Origin of the sequence: Prosthecobacter sp., assembly GCF_044226605.1 — a bacterium.
Classification (GTDB): domain Bacteria; phylum Verrucomicrobiota; class Verrucomicrobiia; order Verrucomicrobiales; family Verrucomicrobiaceae; genus Prosthecobacter.
Genome location: NZ_JBGAGS010000002.1, coordinates 510,830 through 533,753, shown reverse-complemented (window position 1 = coordinate 533,753; position 22,924 = coordinate 510,830). Strand labels below are relative to the sequence as shown.

The window sequence follows — 22,924 nt, the reverse complement described above, 5'->3', positions numbered from 1 at the left end:
CTGCTGAGTGTGTGTGTTTGTTTAATAATCGATGATGCCCGTATCCCGGGCGAAAGTGATGGGGCCGCCGCGGAAGGGCGGGTAGCCGGTGCCGAGCACCATGGCGAGATCGATGTCATCCGCGTTGCGGGCGATGCCTTCCTTGAGGCAGCGCATGGCCTCCTGGCTGATCAGGAGCGCGAGGTTGGTCTGGATGCTTTCATGCCGTGGCAGGTCGGCGTGAGATGTGTCTGCGACCTCATGGCCTTTCTCGTACCGATAAAAGCCCTGGCCGGTTTTTTTGCCGAGATGGCCGGCACTCACGAGCTTGTCGAGAGCATCGGTGTGGGGAAAACGATCCGGGAAAGCGTCCGCGAGGGTTTTGGCCACATGAGCCGCCACATCAAGGCCGATTTCGTCGAGCAGGCGCATCGGCCCCATGGGCATGCCGAATTCGAGCATGGCCTCGTCGATGTCCTTCACGGGGATGCCGGATTCATGCAGGCGCACGGCCTCCATGAGATAGGGCACCAGGATGCGGTTCACCAGAAATCCGGGGCTGTCTTTGACGACGACGGGGGTCTTCCCCAGCTTCTGCACAAAGCTGACCGCCGTGGCGAGAACGTCTGCCGAGGTTTCAGGCAGAGTGATGATCTCCACCAGCGGCATGCGGTGCACAGGATTGAAGAAATGCAGGCCGATGACACGCTCCGGATGGGGCACGGTTTTGGCCAGCTCCGCCACGGAAAGCGCGCTGGTGTTGGTGGCCAGGATGGTGTCCTCCGAAACACGCGCGGCGAGGTCGGCGAAGATTTTTTTCTTCAGATCCATGCTCTCGGTGGCCGCCTCGATGACGAGATGCTGGCGGTTCATCGGCACCGGGACATGCGTGGTGCTGATGCGGTCCAGCGTGTCGCGGGCCTGCACCTTGGTCACCAGCCTGCGGCGCGTGGCGTCTGAAACGAGGCCATGAATCCGTTCCAGTCCACGCGCGAGGCTGTCGTTGGAGACGTCCGTCATAAGAACGCGGACGCCACGCGAAGCGAGTGTGTGCGCGATGCCTGCGCCCATCACGCCCGCACCGATGACGGTGGCATCGTGGATGGGCAGGGCCGTCCCGCTGGCAGCAGGACGCTTGCTGGCTTCTTCGCGCTTGAAAAATAGATCGATCAACCGGGCCGAATCGTGGCTCTTGATCAGTTCGGCCACGGCATTGCGTTCCAGCAGCAGTCCGTTCTCGATGTCGCCATGCACGGCATCCGTGACGACTTCGACGGCCTTGGTGACGGAAGGGTAAAGTCCGCGCGTCTTTTCGCGCACTTTGCGTTCCGCCATGAAACCAATGACCGGCGAAAGAAGGTTTTCAAAACGATAACGGAAAACGGGTTTCCTGCCCCGCACGAGGCGGCGGGCAAGCGTGTCCAGGCGCTCCGGCGGCACCACATGGCTGACGAGGCCTTTGCGCTTTGCCTCGCTGGCATTCAGCAGCTTGCCGCTGGTGATGAGATCGAGCGCCTTGCGCACACCGATGAGGCGTGGCAGGCGCGTGGAGCCGCCCCATGCCGGCAGAATTCCAAGCTGGGTTTCTGGAAGGCCGATCTTGGTGCTGTCACTGTCGCTGGCAATGCGCCAGTCACAGGCGAGGGTCACTTCAAAACCGCCGCCCATGCAGGCCCCGTGGATGGCGGCGACCTTCGGCACCTTCAGCCGGGCGAGGCGGTCAAACACGGCCTGGCCAAGCCAGATGAGTTCATTCACCCGCACATTCTGCATGTTGCGGATGGCCTTGATGTCGGCCCCTGCAACGAAGATGCGATCCTTCGCGCTCCGCAGCACGAGCGCCCTCACACGCGTGTCATGCTCAATGGTCTCCAGCAGGTGATTGAACTCGCGCAGCGTCTCCTCGTTCCAGACGTTCACCGAAGACTTCGGTGAATCGAACGTGATCCACGCGATTCCATCGTGGTCTATTTCGAGCCGGAAATGTTTCGGCGGTATCGGGTGGCCCTGATGGATGATATCCGCCAGGACATGGGGTGGATCGTGAATGATCGCGGGGCAGCTGGTGAAGAAAGTTTTCATGGCTTTAAGTTGGATGCAGAGGTTGTGCTTTAAATTCATAGGGCCTCCAGGCACGCGGCCATGCCCTGGCCGCCGCCAACGCAGAGGCTGACCACCGCGCGTTTTCCATCGTTGGCGTGCAGTTGATTGAGCGCGGTCTGCACCAGGCGAGCGCCGGTGGCTCCCACGGGATGGCCAAGCGCGATGGCTCCACCGCAGGCATTCACCTTGGCGGGGTCGAGCTCGCCCAGCGGCGCCTCCAGTCCGGCGCGGCGGGCGCTGTTGGGATCGGAGAGGCATTTCATGACGGCGAGCACCTGGGCGGCGAAGGCCTCATTGATTTCAAAGACGTCCGCGTCGTCCAGCTTCCAGCCGCTGCGATGCAGAGCGGCATCCAGCGCGCGCACAGGGCCGAGCCCCATGCGTGCGGGATCACAGCCGGTGGCGGCATAACTGACCAGACGGCCCAGCGGCTTCCAATTGTGAGCGGCGGCGGCTTCTTCCGTGGCAACGAGAAGGGCCACTGCGCCATCGGTGATCTGGCTGGAGTTGCCTGCGGTCACACTGCCGGTAACGGTGTCGAAAAGCGGTTTGAGTTTGCCCAATTTTTCCAGGCTGGAATCCGAGCGGATGCCGTTGTCCGCAGACACCACGTGCTTGCCCAGCACGGGTGCGGTCTCCTGATTGAGCAGGTGATTGGCCTGCGTGGCGCGCAGATGGCTGCGCATGGCAAAGACGTCCTGCATTTCCCGGGTGATGCCAAACTCACGCGCGAGCACCTCCGCCGTCTGGCCCATGTTCAAACTGGAGACGGGGTCGGTAAGACCAAGCTTGATCCCAATGACTGGAGCAAAGTCCGAGGGACGAAAATGCAGCGCGGCCTTGGCACGGCCGCCGAAGTCGCGCGCACGGTTCATGGCAGTAAATTTTTCAACGGCAGGCCGTGAGAAATAGAACGGCATGTTGCTCATGCTTTCCGTGCCGCCGACCACAAAGACCTCCCCCTGCCCCGCGCACATTTTGGCATGCGCGAGCGTCAGGGCTTCAAGACCGGAGGCGCAGTTGCGGTGCACAGTCATGGCAGGCTTGGACTCCGGAAGTCCCGCACGCAACGCGATGACACGGGCGATGTTCATAGCTTCCGGCGGTTGGCCCACGCAGCCGAGAATGGTTTCGTCGACCAGCATGGGATCAATACCCGTGCGAGTGAGCAAGGCGGAGACGGCGTGGCGTCCAAGGTCAACGGCATCGAGCTGAGCGAGATCCGAGCCAGCGCGCGAGAACGGCGTGCGGGCTGCGGCAACAATGACAAGAGAAGGCGTTTTCATGGCTTTAAGAGCTGAGTGCCACATGGGATGCGGCGGGTTGATGTTTCGGGCGATGATCGACGAGCTTTTCCTCTTTCAGGAGGCGGCCGATGCCGAGCTGCTCACGAAGTTCCGCGAGCGGGTGGAAGTGCAGTCCGTTTGGAGTGATCTCCGTGGCTTCGTGGAAGCGGCGGGAAACGGCGAGCTGGAGTTCGGACTCGCGCACACCGGGCTCGGCGGTGAGATGCAGATGCACTTCGTCGGTGTCGAGCGGGTCGTCATGGCGCTTGCGCAATTCGATCTGCCAGGCGGCGATGCCTTTTTGATCATCGAGCAGATGTTCGAGCAGGTTGAAGTTCACCAGGGTGCCCTTCAGCTTGTCCACATGCAGCTCGCGCACCTCGCTGACGCGCGAGATGGGTCCAAGCAGGCGTGGGCAGGAGCGGCCGCAGTTGGGGCATTTCTCCCAGGTCATGCCACCTTCGGCAATGTCGCCGGTACGGTAGCGCAGCACGACCGTGCCGCGGGCGTTGAGAGGCGTGAAAACGATTTCACCCGCCTGACCATCAGGCACGAGTTCACCCGTTTTAGGATCGATCAATTCCACCATGCCGAGGTCCGGGCTGAGGTGATAACCGCTGGCCTCATGCGAGTGACCAACGCACTCTGGAAAGGCCAGTTTCGCCTCGGTGAAGCCGTAAGTGGCCATCACGTGGGCATCAGGACTGCCGAGCAGACTGGCGAGTTCGAGCAGACGGGCGCGAAGACCATCGGCGACTTTTTCACCACCGAGGACGATGCGCTTCAGATTGGGCCACTGCCTGCCGGTTTCATAGGCCTCACGCAGCACATGGTACATGAAGGTGGGCATGCCGATGAGAATGTCCGGCTGGATCTTGTCGATGAGCTTGATGTTGCCTTCCGTTCCGAGGGTTTTGCCACCGCCGGTGCTGAGCATGAAGGTGCCAAAGCCAAGCCCTGCATGATGCGCCAGCCAGAAGGCCAGATGCGGCGCATAGGGGAAGAGATTGATGTGCTTGAAGTCTTTCTGCGAGCGGCCGGCCAGCATCAGGCGGCTGCCGCTGATGTCCAGATTGTGCAGATCGTGCTTGGTGTAGAGAAAAGGCACGGGATCCGATGAGCGGCCCGTGGTGCTGGTGAGGAGGATGGGGCGAAACTCCGCCTCCGCCTTTTCCTTGGCGGCGGCACGCCCGTGCAGCAGCGCGGTGCCGATCATGCCAGGTTCATGGCGCAGCAGCGTCTCCTCGGGCACGAGCACGAAGTCACGCGGATTGACCAGATCCTTCTTCGAAGTGAAGGGCACGCGGCTCCAGTCATCAAACGATCGGATGTCCTGCGGCTCAATGCCGTGCTCTGCGAAGAAACGACGGTAGTGCGAACTGAAGGGAATGACGCGATGCTGCAGATAATGGCGCAGCTGCTTGAGCTGCCACTCACGCCATGCCTCATGCGGCGTGTCGTTCCAGTCGGGCATGTAATGGAGAAATTTCATGGCTGATTGTCTCCTGGTTGAGGTTGGTTTCGGTCTGAAGCAGTGCGCGGATGGCAGGGAGAGCGGCGAGCGCCGCCTCACGACCTGCCTGCAGGTACTGCTCAAAGTGTTCGTAGTCATGCCACGTGGAGGCGGCAAAACGCGGATGGATGACCACATCCGCCGCGGCTTCCTCCTTGGCGATGAGATGCAGCTGCGCCGCCATCAAAGCGCGGCGGAACGTGTCCAGCACATTGCCATCGGCGAGCAGGTTCACCTTCTGCCAGAAGGAACGGAAAATGCGCGAAAAGGCGCGGGCAGCAGGCTTGTCTCCCTGGATGAAGGCCTGATCACCACCAGCTTCCACATCCGCCGGTGTGGGCATGACGTTCACGGCGATGACGGCGTCGAGTTTGAAGCGTTTTTTGAGCAGCGTGACAGGCAGCGGCTCCGACACGCCGCCATCGGTGTAGCGACGGTTGTTGAGCCTCACGGGAGCGCACACTGCCGGTATGGCTGAACTGGCATGCACTGCGTGCGACACGATGCCTGAATCAAACACAAAAGGCGTAAGGCGGTCCAGATCCGTGGCGACCACCAGCAGAGGTTTTTCAAGATCGGCGAAGGTCTTGTCTCCCAGATCCCGCTCCAGATGCTTGCGAAGCTTCTCTCCGCGGATCAGCCCCTCGGAGGGCGGAATGTTAAAGTCCATGAGGGCCTTGAGGGTGGGCCGGTCTTTGATCTCCCGGGCGCGCTCCTCCAAATCCGCACCACTGAGACCTGCCGCCCACAGGCTGCCCACATAAGCCCCCATGCTGCAACCCGCGATGGCCGTAATGGGAACACCCGCCTCCTCCAAAACGCGGATCACGCCCACATGCGCCAGGCCGCGCGCTCCACCACTGGAAAGAACCAACCCGATTCGGGGTGTTTTGCCACCCCCGGAGCCGTACTTGGAGCTTTCTTCGGCACGACTCCATCCCCGGAAGGGAAGCTGGAGCTGGGTGTTCATGGCCTGCTGGGTTGTTGGTGTTTTAGACCGCGTCAGTGAGAAAATGATTCAAATATTGCGAATCTTTGTGCATAGATCGTGTGCCATGAACAATTCGGATCTAAGCCGTATGCTCAAACATGCCGCCACCGCCCCTCCGGCGGCGCTGCCGGGTGCGCTGCAGGAGACGATCATGGCCCGCGTCCGGGCGGATGACGGGCGCGCGCGCCGCTGGCGTTCATTCGTCCAGTGGCTGCTGATCCTGGCCGCCGTGTCCGGCATCGCGACAGCTTGCTTGATCGGCTGGCTCCTCGCGTCACGTGACACCACGCACACCACGCCGCCCACCATGGAGCTTTTCCGCACGGGAGGACCGCAATGACCTCGCGCGTGAAATGGGTGCTGATTTCCGTGTTTTTCTCCGTCACCCTGGCAGGCGGCACGGCCTGGCTGGTCACAGACTGGACGCTGCACCGCCATGGCGAAAGCCATGCACATGATCACGCACCAACAGATCTGCATGCGTGGATGCATGAGCACCTGGACATCACGCCTGAGCAGCATGAAAAACTCGCGCCGCTGGAGGATGAATTTGAAAAACAGCGCGTGAAGCTGAAGGAGGAAATCCGACTGGCCGACGTGGCGCTGGCACAGACCATCCGTGAATCCAATGTGAATGAAGCCGCGATGAACTCAGCCCTGGAGCGGCTAAACAAAGCACAAGGGGCGCTGCAACGTGCCACGCTGGAGCATTTTTTTGTGATGAAACGCTACCTGCGGCCCGCGCAGGCGGCCAAACTTCTGGAATGGACCCATGACAGCCTCACCCGCGATTGACGCCATGCTGGCGCCGCAGGCCGCAGCCGCCGCTGATGAGTCAGCGGAGGCGCTGCACGTCCGTGCCGCGCAGGCGGGCGACATGGCGGCGTTTGAGTGGATCGTACGGCAGCATGAGGAAAAGCTCTTCGGCTTCTGCTGCCGCTGGCTGCGCTGCGTGGAGGATGCGCGTGAAGTCTGCCAGGATGTTTTTGTGCGCGCGTGGCAGGCGCTGCCGGAGTTTGAGGGCCGTGCAAGGCTTTCCACATGGCTTTATCAGATCGCCCTGAACCTCTGCCGTGACCGCGCCAAATCGCGCAGCGCACGCCAGCGTGAAAGCACCACCACGATCGAACACCTCGAAGAAGCGCCGGCCTGCCCGCAGAACGCACCCGATGCGAATGCGGAATGGCGCAGCGAGATGCAGAAGCTCGAGCGCGGCCTGGCGCTGCTGCCGGAAAAACTGCGCTCGGCGCTGATGCTCTCCGCCATGGAAGGTCTCAGCCACGAAGAATGCGCGCAGGTGCTGAACTGCTCCGTACGCGGCACGGAAGGCCGCATCTACCGCGCAAGGCAGATGCTGCTGCGCTGGTGGAATGAGGAAGGTCAGTGAGCCGCGCCGGTGGCGAGGCCCAGGGCTTTGGCGATGACCTCCGCCGCATCCTCGCGCCAGCCGATGATCACGCTGGGAAACAGGCCGCCGAAGATGAGGAACACCACGCAGGCGGTGAGCGGCCAGCGCTCGCGCGGCAGGGCATCGGGGATGTCGATCACGTGCTTGGGCAGCACACCCAGAAAAAGGATGTTGAAGAGGCGGATGAGATTGATGGCATTGAAAACGGTGGCCACCAGAAGGGTGATGCCCACGGCCATGTGATTGGCCAGCATGCCGTGAAACATGAGCTCTTCGCCGCAGTAGCCAAGCGTGCCAGGCAGGCCCACGAGGGCGAGTCCACAGACCAGAAAGAACGTGGCCAGCCGTGGAGCCTTCGCCGCCAGGCCCAGATGCATCATGGGATCTTCGGCGCTGCTAACGCGCACCTCCAGCACACGCACGATGCAGATCAGCCCGGTGGACGCCACCGCGACGACGAGCCAGTGCACCAGCGCGCCGGTGATGCCCGCAGCATTGGCCGTGGTGATGCCCGCGAGCATGAAACTGGCCTGGCTGATGCACACGAACGCCAGCAGCCGCCGCGGCTTCTTTTCTGCAAACGCCCGCAAACTGGCCAGGAAAATCGTGGCCACCGCTGCAATGCCGAGCACGTCAAACGCCTGCCGGGCGATGTGCGGCAGCCCGGCGGATTCTGCACGTGCCACGAGCAGCACGCCGAGGTGTCCGTTGAAGAGCAGCGCCTTCGGCAGCAGCGGTCCTTTTTCAAATGACTGCACCACACCGGCATGGAAGGGAAACAGGCCTTTGCGCAGCACCACTCCGGCAATGATCAGCCCAAACGCCAGCCTGCCGCCAGTGGAGAGATCCTCAAAGGTCGCGGTGCGCAGCATGATGGCAGCGGCTCCGAGCGCTGCACAGCTTGCCAGTAGAATGCCGTTGGCGAGCTTGGTTTCACGCCTGCCACCCACCATACCAAGGGCAAAAGGCACGCATGAAAGGCACCAGCCTGCGACCAGTACGAACAGATTTGCGGAGGCATAAGCCACCTGCGTCGCGAGGGAGACGAGCAGCATTCCCGCCACGACGCGGCCTTCCGCATCGCGTTTGGGAGCCAGCACCACGACGAAGAGAGTCAGCGCCGCATAGAAGGCCATTGGCACCGCATTGAGACCATCCGCCGCAAAAAATGGCAGCAGCGGATCAAGCAGCCGGGCGTGCCCCGCCGCCAGCGCTTCCCTGGCAGCACCTCCAAAACACAGGAGCGTGATCAGCGCCGCCATGATAGCAGGCTTGCGCGATCCTCTGGGAAGCCAGCAGCCCACCACACCGCCCAGCAGAGAGGTCAGTCCGGCGGTGCAGAAGGGCAGAGATAGATGTTCCATGGCTTCTGTGGGAGTCAGGACACGGTCGTCTCCACCGTCTTGGTTGCGTGCGGAGCTTCAGTCGTCCGCTGTGGGAATCTCGGTTCAAAGACAGCCAGCATGCGTGCCAGCGCATGAATGGGGGCCACCACCCAGCGGTCCATCAGAGAGTCGTAGAAGCCGCGGCCAAGCGCCCAGCGGTAGAGCCAGAGCTGCACGGCGGCTGGCAGCAGGGATTCGTAGTGGCTCCCAGTCGGGCTGAGTTTTCCGCCGGCTGCGGCATGGATGCGGTGGTAGTCCCGCAGCATGGAGGGCGTGCGGAGGAACTGCAGCGTGCGCAGCATGGCGTGGCTGACCAGATGGATGAGAGCAAGAGTCGTCCAGCCCAGGCCGATCTCCGCAAAGATGAGGCCGATCTGTGTCTGCGCCGCATAGGCAAGAGAGGTCTTGGCATCGGCGCTGGTGCGGTGGATGAGCGTGCCGAGGAATGCTGTGCTGAGGCCGATGAAGATGACCAGCGCGGTGGCGGCCGCTGACTGACGGATCAGCGGCTCAATGCGCAGCAGCAGGTAGGCCCCGGCATGCACCGAGATGGCGCCGTAAAATACCGCGCTGGAGGGCGTGGGCCCCTCCATGGCACGCGCCAGCCAGCCGCAGAACGGCCCCTGCGAAGATTTGCCACCCGCAGCGATGACCAGCAGCACCGCGATGAAGCTCGCACCCGAGTTCTCAATACCCAAAAGGCCCGGCCATGTGGCGGTGCCAAACCAATGATGCGCGAGAAAGATGGCCACCAGCATGAAGAGATCTGCCGCGCGGTAGGTGGCAAACACCCGCAGCGCATTGCCCACCGGCTCCGGGCGATACTGGAAGAAGGCCACCAGCAGCACCGAGGTGATGCCCACGATCTCCCAGCCGCAGATCAGCAGGTCCAGCGAGGCCGCGGTGAAGACAAGCAGCGCACCAAAGGTGAAGAGATAGAGCAGCAGAAAGAAGCGGAAAAAACCGGGATCCCGATGCAGGTAGCGCACCGAGAACGAACCCACGATGCCCGCCAGCACCACTGTGATGCCCACCAGCGCGAGCGAGAGCCGGTCGATCAGCAGAGACAGTGGAAAATGGTAACTCTCCACGGCAAACCAGTCTCCCAGCTCCACATGCACGGCGTTCAGGCCGCCTGCACGCATCTGCCAGCCGATCATGGCCGCCACCACGACCAGAAAGGCATACACCGCCTTGGTGATGCGGGACAGCACACGTTCCGGCACATGGCCGCCGAGCAGCCAGACCACGCTCAGCAGCAGAAACACTCCCGCCGGAGTGGCGATCAGGAGCGGGAGCAGTGTTTGCAGAGACATGGTCGGTATAAAAATGAAAGGAGTCAGCCGCGCCGCTCATGCAGCCTTTGGATCGATGCGGGCCAGACCGAGGTGCTCCCTTTTGCCGCGATACCAGGCCATGGAAGTACGCGCCACAGGCAGCGGCTCTTCATCTCCTACGAGCTTCTCAAACACGCCGTCCCGGTACACCTCCACATGACCGTCATCGGGGTCCATGGTGGCCAGACGGATCCATTGGTTGCCCACGAACTGAGTCAGCTCCGCGCTGGCGTTGATCACGTGCATGAGCCGCTTCGGCGTGGTCTCCACCACGAAGAGAATGCGCACCGGCTCGTGGATTTCCACCGTCTGCACCGGCAGCCCCGTGCGCAGGTCCCCCTGGTAGCCGTTCATCACACCGATGAGGCCGGTGACGTTGTGGGGGAGCTTGGTGCCGCTGCCATAGGCCTCCACATCCACGGCGGAGAAATAGTATTCAAGATTGATGCCCCCGCACACGGGCACCACGGCGCCGAGCACCTGCGCCAGCGCCTCGTTAGCAGGATCTTTGGCGGCGTCATACGAGACGAGGAAAGCGCGGCGGTCCATAAACAGGCCTTTGGTGATTTCACGCCGCCCCACAAAGGTGACGGCATTGGTGCAGTGGCCGTATTCAGGCCGCGGCTCGCCGATGTGCTCCGCACGTTCCTGCACGTGCCGCAGGCCGCGCTCCGGTGAGATGCGCGCGCCCGCTGCCTCAAAGCGCCGCGTGCGCTCGTGCGCGCTGAGCATGCGTGCTTTGCCAAGTGAGCGCTGCACGCGCATGAAGTCGCCATGGTGGGTCTCAGGCAGCAGATCCACGTCAAAGTAGTCAATGTCGTCGCTGCAGGTGTCGTGATAACCGCCGATGAACCAGGTGTCTTCGGGGATGATGACGCCTTTGGCGCGCAGGGCCTCCCTCACGGCGGGACGATTGGCGATGAGGGCAAACAGCCGCGCATTCGGCGCACCGCTGCGCCCGCCGCAGGCACCGCAGCAGTAGGCGGACTCATACGGATTGTTCAAACTGGTGGAGCCATGCCCCAGGATGACCACCAGACGCGCATGCCCCTTGTGCAGACCCGCCGGCCCGAGCACGGCATAGACGCAGTCCGCCTGCTCCTGGGTGGTAAAGCCGCGCATGAGCCCGGTGGTGGCATCGCGGGAGGATTCATCATCCCGCATGTAGGCAAACTCGGTCTTCGGCTCCGGAAGGAACGCGCGATTGAGGCGCTTGATGAAGCGGCCGTAAGACAGCGGGGTGAGGACACGCAGCGCCAGGGGGAACAGGCTGAGGAAGCCCAGGCAGGCGGTGCTGAGCCAGCCACGCACCAGCGTGCGCGAGGAGATGAAGCCGTTGCGCGCCATCCGCGCCCAGACACGGCGCAGTCCAGCACGCTGCTCATGCCGCTGCGCGTGCTCCTCCACCGGCACTTCACGCACCGCATGCCCGGGTGTGACCACGATGGGGCAGAGGGAGACTCCGCCTGCGTCGTCGATGCCCGCGTAGTTGATGGCCACACCGAAGAAGCCGGCGACACCGACGGTCTCGATGCTGGGGTCCACCTCTTCGAGCGCACGGCGGATGGACTCCTCACGCTCGTCGATGCAGAAGACCACTTGCGCTACCAGCCTGTCGCTCTGCGGAACCACCCGCGGCAGGACGCGGTGTTTTGCCAGCGGGATGAGAATGCTGCGCTCATGCCGGCGCTCGTAGGCCAGATGGAGCAGCCGCCGGCGCTCCGTCTCGTGGCAGGCGAGGATCTCATGATCCAGAACCGCGATCTCTTCATCCGTCAGCGCGAGCAAGGCACTGCTGCTGAGCCCCACGAGCTGCGCGACATCAAACACGCGCGCAATGTGGCTGAGAGGGTCTGTCCTCTGCGAAGGCAGTTTGGCGCTGCGCCATGCGGAGGTGTCTCCCGAGATGTCCTGCAGCGCGGCCACGGTGTAGGTGAGACGCAGCGCCAGAAACTCCATGACCGAGCAGCGCACGCGGTCGTGCGGCGCGAGGGCTGCATCCTTTTCCAGCATGTGGATCATGCCGGCCCAGCCACGCAGGGCCAGCAGCTCCGCGGCGAGGTATTCCTCCCACTGCTCCGCGGGCACCGCGAGCTGAGCAAGCGCCTCCAGCACCACGGCCTCGGCGCTCATGCCGGCGGACGCCTGCCTCTGGAATGCAGTGCGCACCCCTTTGAGATGCGCGGGAAACATCGCCAGGCCCTGCGACATGATTTTGCGCACGGCCTTGAGCAGCCCCTCCTCCCGCAGCGGCATGGGCCAGTAGGCGATGCCCTGGTCAAGATAAGCCCCCGTGAGCCGGATGAGCGGCGGATGAATGAGCAGATCCAGGTCGATACCACGTTGTGCCAGCACGGCATCTCGCGGGCGCTGGGTCATGGCGGGCGCGGGCGCGGGCGAGGGCTTCACGCGGGCCAGACAGGCGTCCCACAGGGCCTGGGGGCGGTCCTTGCCACGCAGGCGTCGGGCGGCCTCCGGCACGTCCCGGCGGAAGGCCTGCAGCCAGTCCCCTTCCTCGATCTGCCAGGAAATGTTCACGCCATTCACGCGCCGCACACCGGGCGTCAGCATCACGCGCCGCAGCTGGCGGCGGGTCAGCCTCCCGGGCAGGATCTCCGCATCGAGCTCACGGTCCAAAATGGCGTCGATGTCTTCGTCCAAAATCCGCCCGCTGCTGCGTGCCTGCTGGTAGGCTTCTTCGGCGAGAAACGGCTCCCCCCCAAACAAATGCCCGCCCTCGACGACGGCTTCTTCAAATTTCTTGTGCTGCAGGGAGTGCAAGGTGTTGTGGTGCACGAACACGCCTATGGGGCCCTGGGCGGGCAGGAGAAGCGACGCATTCGCCACCGCCTCCCGGAGATGCTCCATGCGCTCCCCTGCCGGCAGCGTGTCCTTTTCAGGCACGTGACAGCCACAAGTGCCGGAATGGGTGTGAATGTGCATCGAAGATGGGTAGGCAAAGCTATAACCGAGACGGAGAAAGCGCCGCCATCCCCTGATCAAGGGGTATTCCGTTACGGGCGGAGGGAGGCGCTTTTTCCGCGCTTTCGCCCCGTCACCCGGCAGGGGCTGCCGCAGCCTCCGGCGCGGGGCTTACACCGCCGGCTCCTCCGGCGGGAGCTGCAGCGGTATGACCACCTCGATGCGCAGGCCCTGCGGGTCCAGGCTGGTGGCCGTCAGCTCGCCGCCAGACTGGCGCGCTCGCGCACGCATGCCCACCATGCCCAGGCTCGGGCTGTGAATGATGTCCCCGCTGTGATTGGGCAATCCTTTGCCATTGTCCTCAATCGTGAGGCAGATGCTCTGGCCCCGCCGAGCCAGGGTGATCTTCACTTCGGAGGCCTCGGAGTGCCGCGCGATGTTGGTAAAGGCCTCCTGGGCGATGCGGAACAGATGCGTCTCCGTTTCATCCGCCAGACGGCCGGTGAAGTCAGACACATAGTCCACCTTCAGCCGCGTGCGCTGGCCAAATTTCTCCGCCAGCCAGCGCAGGCCGGCATCGAGGCCGAAGTCGTCCAGAATCACGGGCCGCAGCAGCTGCGAAAGCTCGCGCACATTGGCGATGGATTCATCCACCAGGTGCAGGCAGTCGGCGCGCAGGGAGTCCAGATCATTCGTGGAGCCCTTGGTCAGGTTCGACCGCACGGCGGCGAGCGACTGGCCCAGTTCATCGTGCAGCTCATGGGAGAAGCGCCGGGCGGCCTGCTCCTGCGTCTGCAGCATGTGCCAGGAAACGCGGCTCAGCTCCTCGGACTGCCAGCGGATGCGCTGGATGCTCTTGCGGGCAAAGGAAATGGTGAGCACGGCGGAGATGGCGGCCAGGATGAAGCTGGAACCTAGCAGCAGGGTGGATTCATCGCTGAACTCCTGGGACTGCAGTTCCAGCTCGTGCTCGGTTTTGGTAAGGTGCTCGGAGCTGCTGACGATCAGCTTGTTCACCAGCTCCACCACACGGCCATGGTGGGTGAAGAGCGTCTCCAGTTTTTCCCGCTGCACCGGCTCGCGGCTTTCCAGCAGGCGATGGCATTCCAGGGTGAAGGCTTTCACGCCACGGTCCAGATCCGCCCACAGATCCGCACCCGCCAGGGAGCGAACTTCGACTCCCAGCCGGGAGATCTGGCGGTCGCTCTCATCCAGCTCCTGCAACAGCCTGACGAGATCCGCGCGCTTCAGCTCGATCTGCGCAAACTGATGCAGCACCGCCGTCATGGTGTTTTCCTCCGACTGCACATCCTGCCGCAGACGGGCGATGAGGAACTGGTCCCGCGCCATCTGCTCCACCCCCCGACGGATGCCCTGGCTCTGTCGCACGGCGATGAGGCCCGCCGTGCCCAGCAGCACCATCACCAGCAGGAATCCCAGCGCAAGCACACGCAGCACATAGCGCTCGGTGATGCGAAGGAAAGTGAAGGACATGGTGGCAGGTAGAAGGCTCAAACTGCCTCAACCTCCAAAATGGAATGCGGCAGGCAGCAGGAACCGGGAGTCTGAATGAACGATGCCATGCCGGTTTGAATATCATACAATGCGCCCACAATCCATCCCCTTTCCCGGCTGCACCCAGCCCGCGGGCGCGCTGCTGCGCTCCATGATCATGTGCATGGGGCCACCTCAATCAATCAGCCCATTCCGAATGGAGAACCGCACGAGCTCGCCGATGGAATGCAGGTTGAGCTTCTCCATAATGCGGCCGCGATGCGCTTCCACGGTGTACACGCTGAGGTTCAGCACGGAGGCGATCTCCTTGTTCGTCTTGCTCTCCGAAATCATCTGCAGCACCTCGCGTTCACGCGGGGAGAGCAGGTCGATGGGGTTGGTGACGTGCTTGCGGTAGTCGTCCAGCACGGCATCGCTGACTTCCGGGCTGAGGAACCCTTTGCCATTGGCGACGGCGCGGACGGCGGCGAGGAGGTCGCTCTCATTGCTGTCCTTGAGCAGGTAGCCATTGGCTCCCGCACGCAGCATTTCGCGCACATACACGGAATCTTTCTGCATGGAGAGCGCGAGGATGCGCGCCTTGGGCACCGACTTGGAGATCTGCCGTGCGGCTTCGATGCCATTGAGTTCGGGCATCGTGACATCGAGCACCACCACATCCGGCTGCAGGTCGATGGCTTTGTCCACGGCTTCGCGTCCGTTCGCAGCCTCGCCCACGACTTCCATGTCCCATTGGGCGGCGAGGATCATGCGAAAGCCGTTGCGGACCACGGCGTGGTCATCGGCAAGGAGGATGCGGGTGGTTTTGGCGGCCATGGGAGGAGGAGACAATAGCCTGACTGCGCCAAAGCGCAAAAACTGCGGGCATTTTGTGGGCAGCAGGCCGGCAGGTCGTCCTAACAAAGCCAGCCACCTCCCCCGCCCCATGCCGCACTGCCGTCGTCTGCCAGTCTTCCTTTGCCTTGTGCTGACTCCATGGCTGAGCCATGCCCAGAGCACCGCTCAGACGCCGCAGGCCACGGGCTCGCTGGCGGAGGCGGAGGAGTTTGAGATGCCGGAGATCGTGATTGAAGGCAAGGCGGAGAGCCTCATCGGCATCGCCACCTCCGCCTCGAAGGGCCAGACCAGTGCCAAGGAGCTGCTGGCGCGCCCCTTTTCCCGCCGTGGGGAGCTGCTGGAGAGCATCCCCGGCTTCATCGCCACGCAGCACAGCGGCGATGGCAAGGCGAATCAATACTACCTGCGCGGGACGAATCTGGACCACGGCAACGACTTCGCCATCTACGTGGACGGCATGCTCGTCAATCTGCGCAACCATGCGCATGGGCAGGGCTATGCGGACACGAACTTCCTTATTCCCGAACTGGTGGGTCAGCTGGACTACTGGAAGGGTACCTACTTTGCCCAGCATGGAGACCTGAGCTCCACGGGTGCGGCGCGTTTCAAGCTGGTCGATTCCCTGCCGCAGGGCATTCTGAGCACCACGCTGGGCCAGTTTATGTATGAGCGCACGCTGATCGCAGACACCATCAAGGCGGGCTCCGGCTTGTTGACGGTGGCCTTCGAGCACCAGTATTACAACGGCCCCTGGCAGCTCCCCGCCAGTGCGGTGCGCCTCAACGGCTTTGCCCGCTATCACTGGGCCGATGCCACGGACAACGTCAACGTCACGCTCATGGGCTACCGCGGCAAATGGGACTCCACCGACCAGGTGCCCTCCCGCGTGGTGGGCAATCTCATCGACCGCTACGGCAGTCTCGATCCCACCGACGGTGGAAACTCGCAGCGCTACAGCCTCTCGCTGGACTGGGTGCATGAAGGCGACCACAGCACGACGCGCACGAACCTCTATGGAGGCTTCTACGACCTGGACCTGTTCTCCGACTTCACCTTCTTCATGGACAACCCGGTGCAGGGGGACCAGTTCGAGCAGAAGGACCACCGCTGGTTCGTCGGCGGCCAAGTAGCGAAGGACTGGCGCTGGGATGCCCTGGGGCAGGAGCAGCGCCTCACGCTGGGCGTGCAGATGCGCACGGACTTCATCAGCGGCCTGGGCCTCTATAACACCACCCAGCGCCAGCGCTGGAACACCATCAGCGTGAACGACATCATCCAGGACACCTGGGGAGTCTTTGCCGAGGCGGAGCTGAAGCCCACGAGGTGGCTGCGCATCATCCCCGGCCTGCGTGGCGACGTGATGCAGTTTGACGTGACCAGAAGCAACATCGCGGGAAACACCGGCTCCAAGGTCAGCGGCATCATCAGCCCCAAGCTGAACGTCGTCTTCGGTCCGTGGAAGAAAACGGAGTTCTATCTCAATGCGGGCACTGGCTTCCACAGCAATGACACGCGCGGCGTGGTCGGCGGCATCGATCCTGCAACGGGCTTGGCGACCTCGCGAGCAACTCCACTGGTGCGCACCTACGGGGCCGAGTTTGGCATCCGCAACGAATCCATCCCCAAGCTCGTAAACACGCTCTCCTTCTGGACCCTGCACAGCGGTTCCGAGCTGATCTATCAAGGCGACACCGGCTCCTCCAGCCCGGGGCCGTCCTCGCAGCGTTTCGGCATCGAGCTCTCCAGCTACTGGCGGCCCAATGACTGGACCATGCTGGATGTGGAGGCGACCTGCACGCGCGCCTACCTGCTGGCGCAGGATCCGTCCCACCAGAACGTGCCCAATTCGATCCCTTACACGCTAAATGCCGGCATCACCCTCGGGAAGGCGCAGGGGCTGTTTGGCTCCCTGCGCGTGCGCTACATGGCTCCGCGCCCGCTGGATCAGGTGCTCGATGTTTATTCACGCGAGTCCATTCAAGTGAACGGCCGCATCGGCTACCGGCACAAGAACCTCGAAGTCGCGCTGGATTGCCTGAACCTGCTCAACCGCAGCGACTACGACGTGGCCTACTACTATGCCTCCCAGCTTAAAACCGACGCCGCCCCCGTGAACGACGTCCACGTGCACCCCATCGAGCCCCGCATGTTCCGCCTCTCGGTGACCTACAGGTTTTAAGCGGGCATGCCCACCCCGCGGTATTATTCCTTGAACTCCTCGCGGTCCGGGATGCGGGTGAAGGCGATCTTGGTGCCGGAAAAGGTGCGCACGGTGTCCGGCGTGAAGCCGATCACCACGGAGTCGCGCCCGAACTTTTGATTAATTTTGTCGAGCACATGGCTCAGGTTTTCGCGCTGCTCCTTGGTGGCCGATTCTCCCGATGATGGGAAGAGTTCGAGCTGCTGGGGCGTGGCCTCGGCCACCAGGCCAAAGAGGGTCACGGAAACTTTTTTCACCCGCTGCCAACGCCCTTGGCGCATTACCCGCTGCCACAGTTCCGTCAGCAGTCGCGCCATCACGATGCTGTCCGCGCCTTCCTCAAACTTCCCCTGCGCCTCGCAGCGCGGGCCGTCCTCCAGCCGCACACTGAGGTGCAGGTGGCTGGCTCGGTACTTCATGCGGCGCAGGCGGCTGGCAGCCTTCAGCATCAGCCGGCGCGCCACGATGCCTGCAGCCGGTGGCGGGCGCAGTTCTGGCGCCAGCACATGGCTGTGGCCGATGGTGCGGGTGGCCGGGGGAACGTCGTCTTCCGTCGCGCCGCCGTGGAGTTCGTGCCAGAAGCGGTCGCCGCACACCCCGCCCCAGGCGCGGTGCAGGGTCTCACGCTCGGCCTCCCACAGCTCCTCCATGGTGCGGATGCCGCAGGCGCGCAGCCGTGGCTCCATGCGGCGGCCGATGCCGCACAGGTCGCTCAATTTCAGTTCTAACAGGCGTCCCGGCAGCTCCTCTGGCAGCAGCACCACGAGGCCGTCCGGCTTCTGCATGTCGCTGGCCACCTTGGCCAGAAAGCGGTTCGGGGCTAGGCCGATGGAGCAGGTGATGCACTCGCCCACACGCTCCCGCAGGCCGCGCTTGATGCGCCGTGCCAGATCCTGCGCCACCTCCAGCCGCCGACGTGGTGGGTCGAGCTTGCAGGCCATCTCATCGATGGAGCAGATCTTGTGCACAGGATAGTGGCGCTCCACCTCCTTGATGATCTCGTGGTGAAATTCCACGTATTTGTCGTGGCTGCCCATCACGGTGATCAAGTGCGGGCAGCGACGACGCGCCTCGCCGATGTTGGTGCCCGTTTTGATGCCGTATTTCTTGGCCTCATGGCTGGCGGCGATCGCGCAGGTGGCATCAGAATCCACCGGCACGACGGCCACAGGCTTGCCACGCAGCTCCGGGTGCAACTGCTGCTCCACGCTGGCGAAGTAGCTGTTCAGATCCAGGTACAGCCAGTCCACAGCAGGCGAAGGATCAGGTGTGGAGGCGGGCGGTGGCATGAGCGGGAGGCACATTCGCCGCAACCCGAAACTGTTCAAGCGAACATTCAATCCACTTGGTTTTCACCGCACCAACATTACTTCAGGGTTCTTTTCATTTTAGCATAATTGATTGAAAAAATCATACATGATTCTCTTTGCGGAGAACATTTTTAATTATAATATGTCGGGTATTAATGGCTTAGCGTCGCTAAATCTAGCTTTAATGTTAAATTTGCTAAAATTATCAACCATGAAAACCTTATCTGATAATCGTTCGCCGGGACGCCAGCCGCTGGCCAGTCTCGTGGCTGCCCTCCTGCTTGCCGCACCCGCGCTGAGTTCTGCCTCGACCATCGAGCTGAGTCAGCCCTACACCCCAGCTGGTCAGAACTACAGCATCACTGCCCTGCAAGGCATGAACCCTCTGACGTTGCAGGGTGCCATGGCGATGGGAGCCAACCCGAACGTGAACCTGGATTTTCAGGGTGGCTTTGGCGTCCGCTACACCAACTCCTCCGGCAGTCTCGTCGATTTCGGCGTTGGCCTCTATTATGACGCGGGCTGCAACTCCGGTCTGCAGCTTTCCAGCACCGGCCTGAACGTCCAGTTTAACCAGACCATCTCCAGCCAGGGACTTTCTCTCACGATTGGTCATCTGGGCATCTCGGATCTCTCCACCGATTTCAGCACCGGCACCGTGGCACCCACCATCGGCGTCTATGGACCCGGGGGCTTTACCGAGTTTTTCTCCGCACACGACATCCTCGCCAGTCACGCGCTCACCCTTCTGACCAGCAATGACCCGATCGCCCAAACCGACCTTTGGAAGCTCGACGTGCATGCCTTGGTGGGAGATACCCTGGTCAATAACGTCACTCTGGGGGCGGACATCCACAATGGCAGCGGCGCTACCATGACCGTTCCAAGCGATCCCTACTTCCTCGTTGCCGCCAACGGTGGAAACTGCGCCATGATCCCTGAGCCAGGTTCGGCGTTCCTGATTTTGAGTGCCGGTCTGGGATGCATGATCATCACCCGCCGTCGTAATCGCAGCCTGATTTCCGCCCGCTAAGCCGCGCCAGCCCAACCCCTCTCACGAAAAGCCGGACGAGACGCGAGTCTTCTCCGGCTTTTTCGTGCCCGCGTGAGGCCGGTCCACCCGGCCCTTGGCCACAGCTCCCGATAGCCGGGTGCGAACCTCCCGTTTTGCGCACTCTTTTTGAGGGTTCGGGAGACCTTTTTACAACCCAAATGCGGGTGCACTCCCCCCGCTCTTACACGGTTCTTACCAAACCCAAATTGCCCCGTTCCATAATTTCCATAACAGTATCGGTATGCAGTCCTCCCCTGCAACTACCCCACTTTCTCCGCCCGAAAAATCCCCCCATCCCAGCGCCCTTCTTACCTCCGCCGAAGCCCTCTTTTACGCTTGTCTCGACAACCTCACCGCCCAGCGCTGCCACATCCAGTGCAAGCCACGCCTCTCTGAAATCCTTCAGGATGAGAACGTGGCGGGGTTTCTCAAGATCTGCCAGCGTCACATCGACTTCGTCATTTCCCGCAAAGAAGACTGGCTGCCGATGGTGGCCATCGAATTTGAGGACGACAGCCCCGGCAAATCCGGCCGTAAGCCGCGTGACCGGCAGTTGGTGAACGACATCTTTTTGACCGTGGGCATCCCCCTGCTGCAGGTGCATTCCAAGGAGATCAACCAGATCGAGACCCTGCTTCACAAGCTGAGCGCCGCCTGGACGCAGCGGATGGCCACACTGGAAACCCAGCCTGCCCCGGCTCCGGAGCCACCACCACCGCCGCCCCCCACCACCGCCTTGAAGGGGGGAACCCCGTCTTCGACTCGTCCGATGCTCAGCACCTCCGGCCCCCGTCAGGAACCCACAACGACACCCACCAGCCGCCTGACCACGGCCGCCTGCACGTCCATTTCCTGAAGCGAACACGACGGCCCCTACCTGCCAATCTCAAAGGGCAGCGCCCGCAGCTCCACGGGCTCCACCGGCACCTCACGATCGACCTCAAATGGGCCGAGAAGATTGTTCCCGGCGAGATCTTCGAGCAATGGATCAATGATGATGTTCCCCTTCCCCACAACCCACGCTTCGGCGGGTATGAAATACCAGGAACGCGCATCCACAGCCAAGGCCACCGTTCCCGCGACATCCGTTTCTCCGCATCGCACTTTCAGAGCGGAAGCGAGCATGGCGGGGTCGAGCGGTTCATCAAAGGTGACTTTCAGAGGATCGCGCGTGCCCGCCTGAGGCGCCCGGATCTGCCATCGGGCGGGGTTGGGAGAGTCGTGATCCACGACCGCGGCGGTGATGGCAAACACGGCTTCTTTTCCCAGTTCCACGCCTTGGACGGAGCGCCAGCCGGGCGCGATCCTGAGCGTGTACTTCTGCTTTTCCTGCAGCACCGGCCCTTCGTCAGCATTCAGATTCACTCCGGTCTTCTGCCGTCCGGGGTGCAGCCACAACGTCAGGCGACGGCCATCAGGAGACCACAGCTCCGTCTCGCGAAAAGCTCCCTGCACGACACTACCGTCCTGCTGGTGCAGGGAGATGCGGTCCAGAAACACGCCCTGCTCCATCGGCTGGCTGAACTGCAGATAAAGCTTCAGCGCATTGGCCGGCAGTTCGGTGGGAACCGGCGAGATCCCCACGGTCGGCGCAGGGGCGGCGGGAAGCGAGAATTTCAGCCGCCGCTCGCTCCAGCTCCCGTCAGGCGATTTGACCTCTACACGATAGCTCTCCCCCGGCACCAGCGGCAGCGCAGCGGTGAAGACAACGCCGTCTCCTGCCTTCGCCACGCTGCCAAACAACGGCTCCGCAGCATCGGAACGGAACACGCGTACATCGACGCCGCGGGCCTCGATATGCGAGACATCCTTCAGCCGAATCTCCGCCGCGAATGCGGCGGAGCAGACGAGGCTCAAAGCCAGAAGCCGGCGCTTCACGGCAGCGCGGCCACTTCGAGGCTGAGGGTGCCGTCGGTATCGCGCAGCACCACGGCTTCGGCATCGCTCAGCTTGTCCACCTGCACGGCGCCGAAGAGCGCATCCACGATCTCGATGCCCTGGGGTCCAGCGTGTTCCTTTTCATCGCGGCGTGCGGCGTTTTCATTGGTCTTGTCGGGAGCTTTGGCGTCCAGATAGTCCATGCTGATGCGCGCGCCCCACATCTTGCTGGGGCCGAAGGCGTTCTGCTTGAAACGCTGGGTGTGCACGACGAGCCACTCCTTGCCGCTTTTGTCGGTGTAGCTGAAGAGATCGAGCGGGCGGTTGCCGCTGCCGAGTTCCACCATGCTGACGCCTTTGACCTGCGCGCCGCTCTGGATGTCATCCACCTTGAACTTCGCCACGGGCGTGCAGGCGAATGCGCCCACGACATAGGTTCCGTCCTTCGTGTCATAAGGCACAAAGCTCTGGATCGGGGCCTTCGTCTCCCATTTGCGGTGCGCCACGTGGTAGGTCTCGGCGCTGAACACGCTGGCTGTGGCGCCGTTTTTGATCGGCACGGGAATGGTGAAGATGCGGGAGGCGAATTCTTCATTGCAGGTGCCGGTGGCAAACACGCGGTCTTTGTCGAAGGCCACATCGGTGATGTTGGTCACTTTGCTGGCGGTGCCTCCGGGCAGCGCGACACGCACCCAGGACAGCGGCTCAAGATTCAGCGGCACCACCTTGCCATCCGACCCCACGCTGACAATCAGCACCGCATTGTCCGGACGGCGCTGCACGCCGAGATAGATGCGTCCGCTGGCGGGATTCACCGCGAGGTCCTTGACGGTGATGTCCTCCTTCTTGACACCGAGTCCGGCGGCGATCTGCGCGCCGATGTCGGCCACCGGTTTGTCGAGGTGCTCTTTCTTGCCGGTGTCTCCGGTCTGGATGGCCAGCACACTGGCGGAGGCGGGCTCCGCCACCAGCAGCAGGCCTTCCGGCCCAAAGCTGAGCGAACTGAGCGACTGGATCTGCAGGCCGCCTTTCTGCGGCGAGTCAAGCAGCGCGGCGGAGGCACCGAGCGCGGAGGCGAGGAGGAGGGAGAGGCAGAGTGCTTTCATGGTCGGGGTGGGCTGAAGTTGTGCGAGATGGTACGGGACCGGGTGGCGGAATGTCACGAACAAAGATCGCTGTTTGCCAACTGTCCCGAAAAACCCTACT

Annotated in this window: 18 protein-coding genes; 6 read left to right on the top strand and 12 right to left on the bottom strand. The window is 62.7% G+C overall.

What is annotated here, in order from left to right; genetic code table 11:
• Window positions 1–21: 21 nt before the first annotated feature.
• The 4 genes from ACILSO_RS04215 to ACILSO_RS04200 are packed head-to-tail and all read right to left on the bottom strand — an operon-like array spanning window position 22 to window position 5,851.
• Window positions 22–2,061, bottom strand: coding sequence for a 3-hydroxyacyl-CoA dehydrogenase NAD-binding domain-containing protein (locus ACILSO_RS04215; RefSeq protein ID WP_395736118.1), 2,040 nt, complete (start codon window positions 2,059–2,061; stop codon window positions 22–24).
• Window positions 2,062–2,096: 35 nt separating this feature from the next.
• Entirely contained in the window at window positions 2,097–3,368 is a 1,272-nt protein-coding gene (locus ACILSO_RS04210; RefSeq protein ID WP_395736117.1) for a thiolase family protein, read from the bottom strand.
• A 4-nt stretch (window positions 3,369–3,372) separates the two neighbouring features.
• The gene (locus ACILSO_RS04205) at window positions 3,373–4,860 is read right to left on the bottom strand and encodes a phenylacetate--CoA ligase family protein (protein WP_395736116.1); all 1,488 of its coding nucleotides are present in this window, start codon (window positions 4,858–4,860) and stop codon (window positions 3,373–3,375) included.
• Window positions 4,814–5,851, bottom strand: a complete 1,038-nt coding sequence (locus tag ACILSO_RS04200) for a patatin-like phospholipase family protein (RefSeq protein ID WP_395736115.1) — start codon at window positions 5,849–5,851, stop codon at window positions 4,814–4,816. The genes ACILSO_RS04205 and ACILSO_RS04200 overlap by 47 nt, the downstream gene beginning before the upstream one ends.
• A gap of 85 nt (window positions 5,852–5,936) precedes the next feature.
• On the opposite strand from ACILSO_RS04200, the gene ACILSO_RS04195 reads away from it, so the two are divergent.
• The 3 genes from ACILSO_RS04195 to ACILSO_RS04185 are packed head-to-tail and all read left to right on the top strand — an operon-like array spanning window position 5,937 to window position 7,259.
• Window positions 5,937–6,212, top strand: coding sequence for a hypothetical protein (locus ACILSO_RS04195; protein ID WP_395736114.1), 276 nt, complete (start codon window positions 5,937–5,939; stop codon window positions 6,210–6,212).
• A complete protein-coding gene (locus ACILSO_RS04190; RefSeq protein ID WP_395736113.1) occupies window positions 6,209–6,667 on the top strand; it encodes a Spy/CpxP family protein refolding chaperone in 459 nt (152 codons plus the stop codon). The genes ACILSO_RS04195 and ACILSO_RS04190 overlap by 4 nt, the downstream gene beginning before the upstream one ends.
• A complete protein-coding gene (locus ACILSO_RS04185) occupies window positions 6,645–7,259 on the top strand; it encodes an RNA polymerase sigma factor (RefSeq protein ID WP_395736112.1) in 615 nt (204 codons plus the stop codon). Before ACILSO_RS04190 ends, ACILSO_RS04185 begins: the two co-directional genes overlap by 23 nt.
• Here the strand turns inward: ACILSO_RS04185 and ACILSO_RS04180 are convergent.
• The 5 genes from ACILSO_RS04180 to ACILSO_RS04160 form a co-directional block, all read right to left on the bottom strand.
• A complete protein-coding gene (locus ACILSO_RS04180; protein ID WP_395736111.1) occupies window positions 7,253–8,644 on the bottom strand; it encodes a proton-conducting transporter membrane subunit in 1,392 nt (463 codons plus the stop codon). The genes ACILSO_RS04185 and ACILSO_RS04180 overlap by 7 nt on opposite strands.
• A 14-nt stretch (window positions 8,645–8,658) precedes the next feature.
• The gene (locus ACILSO_RS04175; protein ID WP_395736110.1) at window positions 8,659–9,981 is read right to left on the bottom strand and encodes a proton-conducting transporter membrane subunit; all 1,323 of its coding nucleotides are present in this window, start codon (window positions 9,979–9,981) and stop codon (window positions 8,659–8,661) included.
• Window positions 9,982–10,017: 36 nt separating this feature from the next.
• Entirely contained in the window at window positions 10,018–12,945 is a 2,928-nt protein-coding gene (locus ACILSO_RS04170; protein ID WP_395736109.1) for a putative inorganic carbon transporter subunit DabA, read from the bottom strand.
• A gap of 150 nt (window positions 12,946–13,095) precedes the next feature.
• Window positions 13,096–14,418, bottom strand: coding sequence for a sensor histidine kinase (locus ACILSO_RS04165; protein WP_395736108.1), 1,323 nt, complete (start codon window positions 14,416–14,418; stop codon window positions 13,096–13,098).
• Window positions 14,419–14,613: 195 nt separating this feature from the next.
• Window positions 14,614–15,255 (bottom strand): response regulator, encoded by a 642-nt coding sequence (locus ACILSO_RS04160; RefSeq protein ID WP_395736107.1) that lies wholly within the window; start codon window positions 15,253–15,255, stop codon window positions 14,614–14,616.
• 109 nt (window positions 15,256–15,364) lie between these two features.
• On the opposite strand from ACILSO_RS04160, the gene ACILSO_RS04155 reads away from it, so the two are divergent.
• Window positions 15,365–17,455 (top strand): TonB-dependent receptor, encoded by a 2,091-nt coding sequence (locus tag ACILSO_RS04155; protein ID WP_395736106.1) that lies wholly within the window; start codon window positions 15,365–15,367, stop codon window positions 17,453–17,455.
• A gap of 23 nt (window positions 17,456–17,478) precedes the next feature.
• Here the strand turns inward: ACILSO_RS04155 and ACILSO_RS04150 are convergent, their stop codons facing one another.
• Window positions 17,479–18,765, bottom strand: coding sequence for a Y-family DNA polymerase (locus ACILSO_RS04150; protein ID WP_395736105.1), 1,287 nt, complete (start codon window positions 18,763–18,765; stop codon window positions 17,479–17,481).
• A 232-nt stretch (window positions 18,766–18,997) separates the two neighbouring features.
• Here ACILSO_RS04150 and ACILSO_RS04145 point away from each other — a divergent pair, with 232 nt between their 5' ends.
• Window positions 18,998–19,819 carry a PEP-CTERM sorting domain-containing protein gene (locus tag ACILSO_RS04145; RefSeq protein ID WP_395736104.1) on the top strand — a complete coding sequence of 274 codons (822 nt, stop codon included), beginning with the start codon at window positions 18,998–19,000 and terminating at the stop codon, window positions 19,817–19,819.
• Window positions 19,820–20,081: 262 nt separating this feature from the next.
• A complete protein-coding gene (locus tag ACILSO_RS04140; protein ID WP_395736103.1) occupies window positions 20,082–20,696 on the top strand; it encodes a DUF2726 domain-containing protein in 615 nt (204 codons plus the stop codon).
• A gap of 17 nt (window positions 20,697–20,713) precedes the next feature.
• Here ACILSO_RS04140 and ACILSO_RS04135 read toward each other — a convergent pair whose 3' ends face one another.
• Both ACILSO_RS04135 and ACILSO_RS04130 read right to left on the bottom strand, forming a co-directional pair.
• The gene (locus ACILSO_RS04135; protein ID WP_395736102.1) at window positions 20,714–21,718 is read right to left on the bottom strand and encodes an Ig-like domain-containing protein; all 1,005 of its coding nucleotides are present in this window, start codon (window positions 21,716–21,718) and stop codon (window positions 20,714–20,716) included.
• The gene (locus ACILSO_RS04130; RefSeq protein WP_395736101.1) at window positions 21,715–22,824 is read right to left on the bottom strand and encodes a hypothetical protein; all 1,110 of its coding nucleotides are present in this window, start codon (window positions 22,822–22,824) and stop codon (window positions 21,715–21,717) included. The genes ACILSO_RS04135 and ACILSO_RS04130 overlap by 4 nt, the downstream gene beginning before the upstream one ends.
• Window positions 22,825–22,924 lie beyond the last annotated feature (100 nt).

Bases quoted from the DNA above. Each gene is read 5' to 3' on its own strand.
- ACILSO_RS04215 (WP_395736118.1), bottom strand. From the start codon at position 2,061: ATGAAAACTTTCTTCACCAGCTGCCCCGCGATCATTCACGATCCACCC.
- ACILSO_RS04210 (WP_395736117.1), bottom strand. From the start codon at position 3,368: ATGAAAACGCCTTCTCTTGTCATTGTTGCCGCAGCCCGCACGCCGTTC.
- ACILSO_RS04205 (WP_395736116.1), bottom strand. From the start codon at position 4,860: ATGAAATTTCTCCATTACATGCCCGACTGGAACGACACGCCGCATGAG.
- ACILSO_RS04200 (WP_395736115.1), bottom strand. From the start codon at position 5,851: ATGAACACCCAGCTCCAGCTTCCCTTCCGGGGATGGAGTCGTGCCGAA.
- ACILSO_RS04195 (WP_395736114.1), top strand. From the start codon at position 5,937: ATGAACAATTCGGATCTAAGCCGTATGCTCAAACATGCCGCCACCGCC.
- ACILSO_RS04190 (WP_395736113.1), top strand. From the start codon at position 6,209: ATGACCTCGCGCGTGAAATGGGTGCTGATTTCCGTGTTTTTCTCCGTC.
- ACILSO_RS04185 (WP_395736112.1), top strand. From the start codon at position 6,645: ATGACAGCCTCACCCGCGATTGACGCCATGCTGGCGCCGCAGGCCGCA.
- ACILSO_RS04180 (WP_395736111.1), bottom strand. From the start codon at position 8,644: ATGGAACATCTATCTCTGCCCTTCTGCACCGCCGGACTGACCTCTCTG.
- ACILSO_RS04175 (WP_395736110.1), bottom strand. From the start codon at position 9,981: ATGTCTCTGCAAACACTGCTCCCGCTCCTGATCGCCACTCCGGCGGGA.
- ACILSO_RS04170 (WP_395736109.1), bottom strand. From the start codon at position 12,945: ATGCACATTCACACCCATTCCGGCACTTGTGGCTGTCACGTGCCTGAA.
- ACILSO_RS04165 (WP_395736108.1), bottom strand. From the start codon at position 14,418: ATGTCCTTCACTTTCCTTCGCATCACCGAGCGCTATGTGCTGCGTGTG.
- ACILSO_RS04160 (WP_395736107.1), bottom strand. From the start codon at position 15,255: ATGGCCGCCAAAACCACCCGCATCCTCCTTGCCGATGACCACGCCGTG.
- ACILSO_RS04155 (WP_395736106.1), top strand. From the start codon at position 15,365: ATGCCGCACTGCCGTCGTCTGCCAGTCTTCCTTTGCCTTGTGCTGACT.
- ACILSO_RS04150 (WP_395736105.1), bottom strand. From the start codon at position 18,765: ATGCCACCGCCCGCCTCCACACCTGATCCTTCGCCTGCTGTGGACTGG.
- ACILSO_RS04145 (WP_395736104.1), top strand. From the start codon at position 18,998: ATGAAAACCTTATCTGATAATCGTTCGCCGGGACGCCAGCCGCTGGCC.
- ACILSO_RS04140 (WP_395736103.1), top strand. From the start codon at position 20,082: ATGCAGTCCTCCCCTGCAACTACCCCACTTTCTCCGCCCGAAAAATCC.
- ACILSO_RS04130 (WP_395736101.1), bottom strand. From the start codon at position 22,824: ATGAAAGCACTCTGCCTCTCCCTCCTCCTCGCCTCCGCGCTCGGTGCC.